This is a genomic window from Cupriavidus sp. 8B, from assembly GCF_054589115.1.
In genome coordinates, this window is record NZ_BAAILO010000161.1 from 54,966 (window position 1) to 68,015 (window position 13,050).

Sequence of the window (13,050 nt, forward strand, 5' to 3'; positions counted from 1 at the left end):
CCCCTCGCTACCTGCTTCGTCCGAATTTGCAGGTAGCGCTTATTTGCTCACTTCCTGGCTCGCTTACTTGCTGTTGCGCCCACCCGACATCGCGGCAAGCACCCCTAGCCCGATCAGCGCGCCGCCGGTCAGGTAACGGCCCACGGCCTGCGCGCCCCTGGCGCGGGAGAGCAGCGGCAACAGCGCCGCCGCGGCCAGCACATAACAGCAATCCGTGGTGGCGGCGATCAGCACGAAGGTCCCGCCCAGGGCAACGCTTTGCGGCAGCGCCGCGATGGCGGGGTCCATGAACTGCGGCAGGAAGGCAGCAAAGAACAAGGTGGTCTTGGGGTTGAACAAGGCCACCACGAAGCCATCGCGAAACACCCGCTTCAAGCCGGCCCCGCCAGGAGCCGGTGCCGCCTCCGTGGCAGCAGCCGGCCGCGCGCGCAGCGCGCGTACCCCCAGATAGACCAGGTAGGCCGCGCCGGCGTACTTCATCACGGCAAAGGCCAGCGACGACACCGCGAACAGCGCCGCCAGCCCCAGCGCGGCCGCCAGCACATTGACCAGGTTGCCCAGCACCACGGCCGCCACCGAAGCCAGGCCCGCAAGCCGACCTTGCGACAGCGTGCGCGCAACGATGTAGATCACTGCCGGCCCCGGCGTCACCGCGAGCAACAGGCTGGACAACAGGAACGCGGCAAGCACGGGACCGCCGGGAAGGATGTGATGCATGGCAATGCTCCTTTGGGTGTAGGAACGCCATCCCTGATGCCAGACCAGCCTCTTTATCGGCAGCGCCAGGGCACGAAAGGACGACCGCCACATTCTGCCACCACGGGCCCGGCCAGCACATATTTGCGTATCGAGTGGTTTGGAGTACTCTGCCCTATGGGGCAGGGAGTGCGCCAGCCTGCCCCCCAGGCAAACCCTGATCCATGAATCCGGCTCACTACGGTGGTGACCGGATTTAGGGCGGTGCGGCGGGAACCCATCCTTAAAATCGAGAATTTGTCGGTAGCGCGGCTGGGACCGCACGCCAGGACAAGAACCAGAACGGCAGGCCGGGGCAGTCAGAAGAGTACCTGCCGCATAACCCGAGGAGGATTCATCGTGTGGAGTCAAGTTTATGACCCGCTAGGCAGCATGGCGTTGTCAACGCTAGCTGCCGGCATTCCTGTCGCCGTACTGCTGGCTTCGCTGGCCTTCTTTCATTTGCAGGCTCACCTGGCCGCCGGGCTTGCGCTGGTGGTCGGCGTGATCATCGCTGCCGCCGTGTTCGGCATGCCTGCCGAGATGGCGGGCAAGGCCGCCGGCCTGGGCATCGTGTCGGGCCTGTTCCCGATCGGCTGGATCGTGCTGAACATCATCTTCCTGCACCGGCTGACCACCATCAACGGCTCCTTCAAGGTGCTGCAGAACTCGATCTCAGGCATTACCGAAGACCGCCGCCTGCAACTGCTGCTTGTCGCCTTCAGCTTCGGCGCCTTCTTCGAGGGTGCGGCCGGCTTCGGCACGCCGGTGGCAGTCACCGGCGCCATCCTGATCGGCCTGGGCTTCTCGCCGCTGGCCGCCTCCGGCCTGGCGCTGATCGCCAATACCGCGCCGGTGGCCTACGGCGCACTGGGCGCACCGCTGATCGGGCTGGCCTCGGTCACCGGCCTGGACCTGTTGCACCTGTCGGCCATGGTCGGCCGTCAGTTGCCCTTTTTCTCGGTGCTGGTGCCGTTCTGGCTGATCTGGGCGTTCGCGGGTTTCCGCGGCATGCTGGCGATCTGGCCGGCAATCCTGGTGGCCGGCGTCACCTTTGCCGTTCCGCAGTTCCTGGTGTCGAACTACCATGGTCCCTGGCTGGTGGACGTGATCGCCGCGCTGGTTTCGATGGGCTGCCTCGCGCTGTTCCTGAAGGTCTGGAAGCCCAAGGAAATCTGGACCTCCACCAAGATCCTGGGCCGCCATGACGACTCCAAGGTCGACGACCCCGAAGCCGTGGCTGCCGAAACGCGCGCCAATGCGGCTTCCGTCGGCATCTCGGTGGTCAAGGCCTGGATGCCGTGGGTGATCCTGACTGTCTTTGTCTTCGTCTGGGGCGTCCCGGAATTCAAGAAGCTCATGGATGGCCTGTGGCAATTCAAGTACCCGATTCCCGGACTCGACAAGGCTGTGCTCAAGGTACCGCCGGTGGTGCCCAAGGAGATCGCCGAAGCCGCCGTGTTCAACTTCAACGTGCTGTCGATGGCGGGCACCGGCATCCTGGCTTCGGCCGTGCTGGGCGGCTTGCTGATGGGCTATTCGGTACCGCGCCTGATCAAGGAGTACTGGGAAACCATCAAGCTGGTGAAGTACTCGCTGCTGACCATCTGCGCGATGTTCGGCATCGGCTACCTGACCCGCTACTCGGGCCTCGATGCCACGATGGGGCTGGCGTTTGCCCATACCGGCGTGTTCTACCCGTTGTTCGGCACCATGCTGGGCTGGCTGGGCGTCGCGCTGACCGGCTCGGACACGGCCTCCAACGTGCTGTTCGGCGGCCTGCAGAAGACCACGGCCGAGCAACTCGGGCTGTCACCGGTCCTGATGGCAGCGGCCAACAGCTCCGGCGGCGTGATGGGCAAGATGATCGACGCGCAGTCCATCGTGGTGGCATCCACCGCCACCAAGTGGTACGGCCACGAAGGCGACATCCTGCGCTATGTGTTCTTCCATTCGATCGCGCTGGCGGTTTTGGTCGGGCTGTTCATTACGCTGCAGGCGTATGTGCATCCGTTCACGCAGATGGTGATTCATTGAGCGGCTGTGTCGGGCTGCCATGATGAAAATGGCCCCGCCCTTTCGGGGACGGGGCCAGCGCGCTGACAGTAGCGGCAGCGATAGCCCGGTGCTCGCACCGGCACTCAGTCCTCAAACCAGTTCGCCAGCCGCAAGCCGTCCAGCTCGGCGAAATCCCTGGTATTGCGCGTCACCAACGTCAGGCCGTGCGCCATTGCAACGGATGCGATCTGCCCATCCACGAAGGGCAAGGTGAACCCAGCCCGCTCGCGCGAACTGCGCAGATCGGCATGGATCCGCGCAGCAGCGTTGTCATAAGGCAAGACAAGCAAGGTGCTGACAACGTCCTGTACAAAGCGGCCGACCGCGTCCTTGCGCTGGCCTTCTGGCATACGCAGCCAGCCATATCGAAGCTCGTGCCAGACCGGTGCCGGGATGGCCAGTTCGCCGTCAAATCGAGACAGGTTCGCCATGACCCCGGCATCCGGCCGTGGCCGCATCGCCTCGGAAACGAGGTTGGTGTCCAGCAACCAGCTTACGGCGTTCACCATGTGAAGTCGCGCCCCCCGCCGGCTTGACGCAAATCGTCAAATGGGCCAACTTCATCCTCAAGTTGTACATGCTCCTTACGCCACTCCATCAAGCGCGCGAGGAAGCCGTATGAGGATCCGGCAAGCTGCCGATATTGCGCCCAAGACATCAACACCGCCGCGGCCTGTCCGCGCCGGGAGATAAGGAGGGGCTCCTGCTCCCTCTCAACGTCGCGTAGCGCATCTGCCAGATGCGCTCTTGCCTCCGAGAATGGAATAGTCTGCATAGCGATGCTCCCCGCCCGACATGTACATTTCAATTGTACAACATGCCGTAACTGACAGATCCATCGCGTGATTGGCCGGGCAGGATATCCTGCACGGCAACAAAGTGGCGGCAGCCCAACAGGACACTCACGCCATCAACCAGTACGCCAGCCGTGCCGCGGCCCGTGCGCCGCAGGCGTCGCGGTCATAGAGCGGATTGAACTCCGCCAGGTCCGCCACGCGCAGCTTGCCGCTGGCGCGCACCAGTGCGACCACCTCCTCCACGACCGGCAAGGGCACGCCGTAGGCGGCTGGGGCCGAGACCGCCGGCATCACGGCCGCCGGCAGCACGTCCAGGTCGATGGTGAGGTAGACGTGATCGACCGCATCCATCAGGCCCTGCAGCTCGGCAAGCCGCGCGTCCAGGTGCCGCTCCTGCATCTGTACGTCCTCGACGTAGTGCACGCCAAGCGCATCCGCATGCGCGAACAGCGCGGCGGTATTGCCGAGACGGCTCACGCCCAGGCAGGCGTACTCGAAGCGCTGGCCGCGCTCGCGGCATGCCTGCGCGATCTGGTCGAACGGCGTGCCCGAGCTGCCGGGACGGCCGGTGCGCAGGTCGAAGTGCGCATCGAGGTTGATCACCAGCACGCGGCCTTGGTCGCCGCGCGCATCGAGATGCGCGCGCAGCCCCTGCCAGGTGCCCCAGGCGATCTCGTGGCCACCGCCCAGCACCAGAGGGAAGGCACCCTGATCCAGTTCGGCCGCGACCGCTTGCGCCAAGGCTTGCTGCGCGGTCTCGAGATCGCCATCGTTGCAGACTACGTCGCCGGCATCGTGGAAAGCTTCGAGGCCATGGGCCGGGATGCCGGCCAGAGCGCGGCGGATTTCGCGCGCCCCCCCGGCGGCGCCCGGACGGCCCTGATTGCGCAGCACGCCAGCGTCGCAGCAAAAGCCCAGCAGCACGGGCGCGCCGGGCACGCGTTCGGCGCCTTGGGTGCGCACGACATTGAACAGCCGGCGCGTGTCGCCCAGCTCGCCCGCATCGCTGCGGCCGCGCCAGACGCTGCTCGGCGCCGCGGCCAACGGATCCATCTCGCTCATGACAGGCGGCGGCCCAGGGTTTCCGGCACCATCGCCAGGCCGATCAGCGAGACCAGCCCGCACCCGATCACGTAAAGCGCAGGCGCATTGGGGTTGGCGGTGAGATGGATCAGCTCGGTCGAGAAGAACTGCGCGAAGCCACCGAAGATGGCAATGGCCACGCAATAGGCGATCGACAGGCCGGTGGCGCGCAGGCGCTGCGGCAGCACCTCGCTGACCAGCACCATCGACGCCGGCGAGGTCATCGACATCGGCACCGAGAGGCAGCCCACCACCAGCAGCAGGCGCGTCAGGCTAGGCTCGGCGTTGATCAGCACAAAGGCCGGATAGATCATCAGCAGCAAGGCCACGCGCGACCACAGCACCACCGGGCGGCGGCCAACGCGATCGCTCAGCCAGCCGGCGAACGGCGACAGCACCACTTGCACGCCGGCGGCCACGCAAGCGGCCCAGATGCCCAGCGACAACGGCATATGCAGCTGGCTGACCGCGTAGTTGCTGAGGTAGTACACCACGATGTAGGTCGACGACGCGACGCCAATCATCAGCAGGATGCTGGCCACCAGCGCGCGGCGGTGCTCGCGCAGCAGTTGCATGGTGGACCCGCTTTCCGATTCCGCGGCCGCCGGCGCGGTTTCCTCCAGGCGGCGGCGAATCACCAGGCCCACCGGGATCACCAGGATGCCGATCACGAAGGCCGCGCGCCAGCCCCAGGCCTCAAGCGCGGCCGGCTCCAGCACATTGCTCAGGAACAGGCCGACCAGCGCGCCGAACAGCGCCGCCAGCCCCTGGCTGAACGGCTGCCAGCTGGTATAGAAGCCGCGCGAGCGGTTGTCGGCGTACTCCAGCAGCAATGCCGTGGAAGCGCCCATCTCGCCGCCGATGGCGAAGCCCTGCACCAGGCGTGCAAGCAGGATCATGATCGGCGCCAGCATGCCGATCTGGGCATAGGTCGGCGTCACCACGAAGATCACCGAGCTCAGGCCCATCAGCCAGAGCGTCAGCGCCACCGCCGGCTTGCGCCCGACGCGGTCGGCGTACATGCCGATCAGCAGGCCGCCCAGCGGGCGCATCAGGAAGCCGACGCCGAAGGTGGCGAACGACAACAGCAACTGCCCGGTGGGATCGGACACCGGGAAATACAGGCGGCCGATCAGCGTGGCGAAGAAGCTGTAGACCACGAAGTCATAGAACTCCAGGCCATTGCCGATGGTGATGGCGGCGATGGACTTGAACCTGGACAGTGGCGGGACCGCGCCGGCATGCGGGGCCGCAATGCCGGAGACAGTGTTCTCAATGGACATGTTGTAACTCCGAAGCAAGAAAAGAGAGAGCCAAGCACGCATTAATCCGTGGCCAGGGAGCGTGCCTGTGCGGCCGGCATCCCGCCGCGCGGCCGCCCCCAGCACCACCACGCCACCACCAGCAGCGCCAGCCACGCCGCGCCCACCAGCAGCGCTGCACGGGTCTGCGGGAACCAGCCAAGCACGCCGAAGATGAACAGCATGAAAGCGATGGCCGCAAGCGGCGCCACCGGCCAGAATGGCACCGGGAATTTCAGCGCTGCCACCTCGGCGCGGCTCATGCGCCTGCGCAAGGCGAACTGCGACAGCAAGATCATGAGCCACACCCAGACCGTGGCAAAGGTGGCGATGGAGGCGATCAGCACGAACACGTCCTCGGGCATCACGTAGTTGAGCACCACGCCGGCCAGCAAGGCCAGCGCCATGACCACCACCGTCATCCAGGGCACGCCATTGCGCGATACGCTGGCGAAGACGCGCGGAGCCTGCCGCTGCACCGCCATGCCGTACAGCATGCGGCCGGCGCCGAAGATATCGCTGTTGATGGCGGATACCGCGGCGGAGATGACCACGACATTGAGCAGCGCGGCGGCCGAGCCAATGCCAAGCCGGCTGAAGATCTGCACGAAGGGGCTGCCCTCGCTGCCGATGCGATGCCAGGGATAGAGCGACATCAGCACCGCCAGCGTCAGTACGTAGAACAGCAGGATGCGCAGCGGCACCGCGTTGATCGCGCGCGGAATCACGCGCTCCGGATCGCGCGCCTCGCCTGCCGTGATGCCGATGATCTCGATGCCGCCAAAGGCGAACATCACCACGGCGAACGAAGCGATGACACCACCGATGCCGTTGGGCATGAAGCCCCCGTGCGCCCAGAGATTGTGGATGCCGGTGGCAATGCCGCCATCGGCCATGCCGAGGCCGAACGCCATGATGGCAACGCCGCCGCAGATCATCGCGACGATGGCGCTGACCTTCAGCAGCGACAGCCAGAACTCCAGCTCGCCGAACACCTTGACGCTGAGCAGGTTGAGGCCGCCGATCAGGAACACGATGCCAAGCACCCAGATCCAGCGCGGCACGTCCGGGAACCAGAAGCCCATGTAGATACCGAAGGCGGTCACGTCCGCCAGGCAGACGATGATCATCTCGAAGGCGTAGGTCCAGCCGAGCAGGAAGCCCGCCAGCGGCCCCAGGCCGGTGCTGGCGTACTGGCCGAAGGAACCCGCCACCGGGTTGCGCACGGCCATCTCCCCCAGCGCGCGCATCACCATGTAGACCGCGGCGCCGCCGATCAGGTAGGCCAGCAGTACCGCCGGCCCGGCCGCCTGTATGGCCGAGGCCGAACCGTAGAAGAGTCCCGTGCCGATGGCCGATCCCAGCGCCATGAAGCGGATATGACGGGCGCTGAGGCTACGCTGCAGGCCTTGCGACTGCTCTTGCATGTATTTGTCTCCGAATCTTTATTTTTGTCGCGCCCGGGCGCCGTCGGCAGCCCGCCGCGCAAGCCTCTGCGCGGCAGGCACCGCCTGCCCCGGGCATCATGCTCGCTGCCTCAGAGGCTGGGCAGCAGCCGCGCCGGCACCAGCGCGTTCAGCGCGCCGCCCGCCAGCAACTGGCTTGCCGTCTCGATATCGGGCGCAAAGAAACGGTCCTTCTCGTAGTAAGGCACCTCGGCGCGCAGGAGGCTGCGTGCTTGCTCCAGCTTGGGCGAGCTCTTCAGTCCCTCGCGGAAGTCCAGGCCCTGGCAGGCACCGAGCCACTCCACGGCGAGGATGCCGCGCACGTTTTCGGCCATCGGCCACAGGCGCTTGCCGGCGTTCGGCGCCATCGACACGTGGTCTTCCTGGTTGGCCGAGGTGGGCAGGCTGTCGACGCTGTGCGGATGGGCCAGCGCCTTGTTGTCGCTGGCCAGCGCGGCAGCGGTGACCTGGGCAATCATGAAGCCCGAATTGACGCCGCCGTTGGCCACCAGGAAAGGCGGCAGCTGCGACATGTGCCGGTCCATCATCAGCGAGATGCGGCGCTCGGACAGCGAGCCGATCTCGGCGATGGCCAGCGCCAGGTTGTCGGCCGCCATCGCCACCGGCTCGGCGTGGAAATTGCCGCCCGAGATCACGTCGCCTTCGGCGGCAAACACCAAGGGGTTATCCGAAACCGCATTGGCCTCCACGGCCAGGACTTCGGCTGCCTGCCGCAATTGCGTCAGGCAGGCGCCCATCACCTGCGGCTGGCAGCGCAGCGAGTAGGGATCCTGCACCTTGTCGCACTGCGCGTGCGAACGCGCCAGTTCGCTGGTGTCGGTCAGCAGGTCGCGGTAGGTGGCGGCCGCGTCGATCTGGCCGCGCTGCCCGCGCACCGCATGGATGCGCGCGTCGAAGGGCGCGCGCGAGCCGAGCATGGCCTCTACGCTGAGGCTGCCGCAGACCGTGGCGGCGGCGAACAGGTCCTCGGCCTCAAACAGGCCGCGCAGCGCGTAGGCGGTGGATACCTGGGTGCCGTTGAGCAGGGCCAGGCCCTCCTTGGCGGCCAGGGTCAGCGGTTCGAGGCCGGCTTGGGCCAGCGCCTGGCGCGCCGGCAGCCACTCGCCGTGGTGGCGGGCACGGCCTTCGCCCAGCAGCACCAGGGACATGTGCGCCAGCGGCGCCAGGTCGCCGGAAGCGCCCACCGAGCCCTTGAGGGGGATATGCGGATAGACCTCGGCATTGACCAGGGCAATCAGCGCGTCGATCACCTTGCGGCGGATGCCGGAGAAGCCGCGCGCCAGGCTATTGATCTTGAGCAGCATGATCAGCCGCACCATGGCGTCGTCGAGCGGTTCGCCCACGCCGGCGGCATGCGACAGCACCAGCGAGCGCTGCAGGTTCTCCAGGTCCTCGCGGGCGATGCGGGTCTGCGCCAGCAGGCCGAAGCCGGTATTGATGCCGTAGGCGGTCCGGCCCTCGGCCACGATGTTCTCGACGCAGGCCACGCTGGCGGCGATGGCCTCGGCGGCCCCGGCGTCCAGGCTCACGCGCAGCGGCTGCAGATAGGCCTGGCGCAGTTGCGCCAGGGTCAGTTGACCAGGTTTCAGGTTCAGCGCGTTCACGTTCAGGCTTCCTTCTTGCTGTTGATCATCGGCAGGTTCAGGCCCTGCTCTCGTGCACAGTCGATGGCGATGTCGTAGCCGGCATCCGCGTGGCGCATCACGCCGGTAGCGGGATCGTTGTGCAGCACGCGGGCGATGCGGGCGGCGGCTTCGTCGGTGCCGTCGCACACGATCACCACGCCCGAATGCTGCGAGAAGCCCATGCCCACGCCGCCGCCATGATGCAGCGAGACCCAGGTCGCGCCGCTGGCGGTGTTGAGCAGCGCGTTGAGCAGCGGCCAGTCGGAGACTGCGTCGGAGCCGTCCCGCATGCTTTCGGTTTCACGGTTGGGGCTGGCGACCGAGCCGGAGTCGAGGTGGTCGCGGCCGATCACCACCGGCGCCGACAACTCGCCGCTGCGCACCATCTCGTTGAACGCCAGGCCAAGCTTGGCGCGCAGGCCCAGGCCAACCCAGCAGATGCGCGCCGGCAGGCCCTGGAAGCTGATGCGCTCGCGCGCCATGTCCAGCCAGCGGTGCAGGTGGGCATCGTCGGGGATCAGTTCCTTGACCTTGGCATCGGTCTTGTAGATATCCTGCGGATCGCCCGACAGCGCGGCCCAGCGGAACGGGCCGACACCGCGACAGAACAGCGGGCGGATGTAGGCCGGCACGAAGCCCGGGAAATCGAAGGCGTTCGCCACGCCCTCTTCCTTGGCCATCTGGCGGATGTTGTTGCCGTAGTCGAAGGTGGGCACGCCCATCTTCTGGAAGTCCAGCATGGCCTGCACGTGCTTGGCCATCGACTGCTTGGCAGCCTTGACCACGCCGGCCGGATCAGTCTGCGCGCGGTCGCGGTACTGGCCCCAGGTCCAGCCCACCGGCAGGTAGCCATTGAGCGGATCGTGCGCGCTGGTCTGGTCGGTGACCATGTCCGGACGCACGCCGCGGCGCACCAGCTCGGGCAGCACCTCGGCGGCGTTGGCGCACAGCGCGATGGAAACGGCGCGGCCTTCGGCGGTGTATTTGGCGATGCGGGCCAGCGCGTCGTCGAGATCCGCGGCCTGCTCGTCGACATAGCGGGTGCGCAGGCGGAAATCAATGCTGACCTGCTGGCATTCGATGTTCAGCGAGCAGGCGCCGGCCAGCGTGGCGGCCAGCGGCTGCGCGCCGCCCATGCCGCCCAGGCCAGCGGTCAGCACCCAGCGGCCCTTGAGGTTGCCGTTGTAATGCTGGCGCCCGGCTTCCACGAAGGTCTCGTAGGTGCCCTGCACGATGCCCTGGCTGCCGATATAGATCCAGCTGCCGGCGGTCATCTGGCCGTACATGGCCAGGCCCTTGGCATCGAGCTCGTTGAAGTGTTCCCAGGTGGCCCAGTGCGGCACCAGGTTGGAGTTGGCGATCAGCACGCGCGGGGCGTTGCTGTGGGTCTTGAACACGCCGACCGGCTTGCCGGACTGCACCAGCAGGGTTTCGTCGTCGTTCAGCGTCTTGAGCGTCTCGACAATCTTGTCGTAGCACTCCCAGTTGCGCGCAGCACGGCCGATGCCGCCATACACCACCAGTTCCTTGGGGTTCTCCGCCACTTCCGGGTCGAGGTTGTTCATCAACATGCGCAGCGGCGCTTCGGTCTGCCAGCTCTTGGCAGTCAGTTGGCTGCCACGCGGGGCGCGGATCTCTACATCACGGAAGCGGGGGGTCTGGCTCACGGCAACTCCTTCGTTCAATAAGGCCAGCTGGAGAGCTGGCCTGTTTAGCTGTTCTAGGTATGTATAGTGTTGTATATACAAGCACAAAGAAATTGGGGTATTCCCGAGGACAACTCGCAGGCACAGCCAAGAAAGTGCGCTTGTGATTCCCTGAACGACAATGGCGACAGAAAGTGCTAACTGCTTAAATGCGGCGGCCTGTCGCCGGCACGCCTTGCCGTGACCGAGCCAATGCGCGGCGCGGATGGCGCCGCGCCCGGGCATGGCGCGCGGCCTGAGGGTGCGCGACCAGGCCCTGATTGAGTCCGGATCGCACATGGATCCCTTGCTGCGGGTGCGGATATCGACGCTGTATCATGCTACTGATCCGCCGCATGCCAATGGCATCGATACGGCCCTTGCGAGCACGTCGGCGCCCCGGATGATGCGGTCGCCGCGGAACCTGGACTTCCATGCTGATGCGTTTCCTGGAACGGCTGATCGACCCGTTCCGCCCCCTCCCCGACACCAAGCCGCCCAGCCAGATATGGCGCTTCTATGCCTATTTCCTGCTCGAGGTGTGGCCGGTCTTCGCGCTGCTGCTGGCGGTGGGGCTGGCCGGCGCGCTGATCGAGGTCGCCCTGTTCGGTTTTCTTGGCCGCCTGGTCGACCTGGCGCAGGCAACGCCGCCCGCCGACTTCTTCGCGCGCCACCGCGCCGAACTGGCGTGGATGGCGGTGGTGGCGTTGCTGTTGCGCCCGCTCTTCACCGGCCTGCACGACGTCCTCGTGCACCAGGTCATCAACCCGAGCCTGGGCAACCTGGTGCGCTGGCAGAACCACCGCTACGTGCTCAAGCAAAGCCTGTCGTTCTTCCAGAACGACTTTGCCGGGCGCATCGCGCAGCGCATCATGCAGACCGGCTTCTCGCTGCGCGATTCGGCGGTGCAGGCCGTGGACGCGATCTGGCATGTGGTGATCTACGCCGCGAGCTCCCTCTACCTGTTCGCCGAGGCCGACTGGCGCCTGATGATCCCGCTGCTGGCGTGGATCGCGTGCTACGTAGCCGCCATGCTGTACTTCACGCCGCGCGTGAAGGCGCGCTCGGTAGCGGCCACCGGCGCGCGCTCGCGGCTGATGGGGCGCATCGTCGACGGCTATACCAACATCACCACGCTCAAGCTGTTTGCCCACACGCGCCATGAAGAAGACTACGCGCGCGAAGCCATGGCCGACCTGACCGACAAGGCACGCCTGTCCGGGCGCATGGTCAGCGCCATGGATTTCACCGTGACCTCGCTCAATGGCATGCTGATTGCCGGCACTACCGGGCTGGCGCTGTGGCTATGGAGCCAAGGGCACGTCAGCATCGGCGCGATTGCGTTGTCGACCGGGCTGGTGATCCGCATTGTCAGCATGTCGGGCTGGATCATGTGGGTGATCAGCGGCATCTTCGAGAATATCGGCCAGGTCCAGGATGGCCTGCAGACCATCGCCGCGCCACGCAAGGTAGGCGATCGCGACGATGCGCAAGCGCTGCGCGTCACGCGCGGCGAGGTGCGCTTCGAAAGCGTGGGCTTTCACTACGGCAAGGGTTCGGGGGTGATCGAGAACATCGACCTGGTGGTGCGCCCGGGCGAGAAGATCGGCCTGGTCGGCCCGTCCGGCGCCGGCAAGTCCACGCTGGTCAACCTGCTGCTGCGGCTGTACGACGTGGAGCGAGGACGCATCCTGATCGACGGCCAGGACATTGCCGGCGTCACGCAGGAAAGCCTGCGCGCGCAGATCGGCATGGTGACGCAGGATACGTCGCTGCTGCACCGCTCGATCCGCGACAACCTGCGCTACGGACGGCCCGGCGCCAGCGAGGCCGAACTGCTCGCCGCGGCCGACGACGCCCATGCCGGCGAGTTCATTCCGCGCTTGCGCGATGCGCATGGGGCTACGGGGCTGGATGCGCAGGTGGGCGAGCGTGGCGTGAAGCTTTCAGGCGGCCAGCGGCAGCGCATTGCCGTCGCCAGGGTGCTGCTCAAGAACGCGCCCATCCTGATCCTCGACGAAGCCACCTCGGCGCTGGACTCCGAAGTGGAGGCTGCCATCCAGGAGAACCTGGAGACGCTGATGCAGGGCAAGACGGTTATCGCCATCGCGCACCGGCTCTCCACCATTGCGCGCATGGACCGGCTGGTGGTACTGGAGAACGGCCGCATTGCCGAGAGCGGCACGCATGCGGAGTTGCTGGCGCGTGGGGGGCTCTACGCGCGGCTGTGGGCGCATCAGACGGGGGGATTTGTGGGGGTGGACTAGAGTGGGTTGGTGGGGGGCTTGGGATTGATGGTG

The 13,050-nt window shown here is 66.4% G+C and carries 10 protein-coding genes; 2 read left to right on the forward strand and 8 right to left on the reverse strand.

Annotated features, from left to right (window positions below; genetic code table 11):
- Nucleotides 1–63: 63 nt before the first annotated feature.
- Nucleotides 64–717, reverse strand: a complete 654-nt coding sequence (locus tag ACYP5B_RS16020; protein WP_267603852.1) for a LysE family translocator — start codon at nucleotides 715–717, stop codon at nucleotides 64–66.
- Nucleotides 718–1,095: 378 nt separating this feature from the next.
- Here ACYP5B_RS16020 and ACYP5B_RS16025 point away from each other — a divergent pair, with 378 nt between their 5' ends.
- Nucleotides 1,096–2,772: an L-lactate permease gene (locus ACYP5B_RS16025; protein ID WP_459570363.1), complete on the forward strand. Its 1,677-nt coding sequence runs from the start codon at nucleotides 1,096–1,098 to the stop codon at nucleotides 2,770–2,772.
- A 104-nt stretch (nucleotides 2,773–2,876) separates the two neighbouring features.
- Here the strand turns inward: ACYP5B_RS16025 and ACYP5B_RS16030 are convergent, their stop codons facing one another.
- The 7 genes from ACYP5B_RS16030 to hutU form a co-directional block, all read right to left on the reverse strand.
- Nucleotides 2,877–3,281 carry a PIN domain-containing protein gene (locus ACYP5B_RS16030; protein WP_459570364.1) on the reverse strand — a complete coding sequence of 135 codons (405 nt, stop codon included), beginning with the start codon at nucleotides 3,279–3,281 and terminating at the stop codon, nucleotides 2,877–2,879.
- 14 nt (nucleotides 3,282–3,295) lie between these two features.
- Complete coding sequence (locus ACYP5B_RS16035; protein ID WP_459570365.1) at nucleotides 3,296–3,568, reverse strand: type II toxin-antitoxin system Phd/YefM family antitoxin; 273 nt, start codon at nucleotides 3,566–3,568, stop codon at nucleotides 3,296–3,298.
- 127 nt (nucleotides 3,569–3,695) lie between these two features.
- On the reverse strand, nucleotides 3,696–4,652 hold the full coding sequence (gene hutG, locus ACYP5B_RS16040; protein WP_459570366.1) for a formimidoylglutamase: 957 nt from the start codon (nucleotides 4,650–4,652) through the stop codon (nucleotides 3,696–3,698).
- Nucleotides 4,649–5,956 carry an MFS transporter gene (locus ACYP5B_RS16045; protein ID WP_459570367.1) on the reverse strand — a complete coding sequence of 436 codons (1,308 nt, stop codon included), beginning with the start codon at nucleotides 5,954–5,956 and terminating at the stop codon, nucleotides 4,649–4,651. The genes hutG and ACYP5B_RS16045 overlap by 4 nt, the downstream gene beginning before the upstream one ends.
- A gap of 41 nt (nucleotides 5,957–5,997) precedes the next feature.
- Nucleotides 5,998–7,401: an amino acid permease gene (locus tag ACYP5B_RS16050; RefSeq protein ID WP_459570368.1), complete on the reverse strand. Its 1,404-nt coding sequence runs from the start codon at nucleotides 7,399–7,401 to the stop codon at nucleotides 5,998–6,000.
- Nucleotides 7,402–7,511: 110 nt separating this feature from the next.
- A complete protein-coding gene (gene hutH / locus ACYP5B_RS16055; protein ID WP_459570369.1) occupies nucleotides 7,512–9,044 on the reverse strand; it encodes a histidine ammonia-lyase in 1,533 nt (510 codons plus the stop codon).
- A gap of 2 nt (nucleotides 9,045–9,046) precedes the next feature.
- Entirely contained in the window at nucleotides 9,047–10,732 is a 1,686-nt protein-coding gene (gene hutU, locus ACYP5B_RS16060) for a urocanate hydratase (protein ID WP_459570370.1), read from the reverse strand.
- Between the two features lie 452 nt (nucleotides 10,733–11,184).
- Between hutU and ACYP5B_RS16065 the strand changes: the two genes are divergently transcribed.
- Nucleotides 11,185–13,017, forward strand: coding sequence for an ABC transporter ATP-binding protein (locus tag ACYP5B_RS16065; RefSeq protein WP_459570371.1), 1,833 nt, complete (start codon nucleotides 11,185–11,187; stop codon nucleotides 13,015–13,017).
- Nucleotides 13,018–13,050 lie beyond the last annotated feature (33 nt).

Coding starts and splice junctions, on each gene's coding strand:
- hutG (WP_459570366.1), bottom strand. CDS start 4,652: ATGAGCGAGATGGATCCGTTGGCCGCGGCGCCGAGCAGCGTCTGGCGC.
- ACYP5B_RS16065 (WP_459570371.1), top strand. CDS start 11,185: ATGCTGATGCGTTTCCTGGAACGGCTGATCGACCCGTTCCGCCCCCTC.
- ACYP5B_RS16045 (WP_459570367.1), bottom strand. CDS start 5,956: ATGTCCATTGAGAACACTGTCTCCGGCATTGCGGCCCCGCATGCCGGC.
- ACYP5B_RS16035 (WP_459570365.1), bottom strand. CDS start 3,568: ATGCAGACTATTCCATTCTCGGAGGCAAGAGCGCATCTGGCAGATGCG.
- ACYP5B_RS16050 (WP_459570368.1), bottom strand. CDS start 7,401: ATGCAAGAGCAGTCGCAAGGCCTGCAGCGTAGCCTCAGCGCCCGTCAT.
- ACYP5B_RS16020 (WP_267603852.1), bottom strand. CDS start 717: ATGCATCACATCCTTCCCGGCGGTCCCGTGCTTGCCGCGTTCCTGTTG.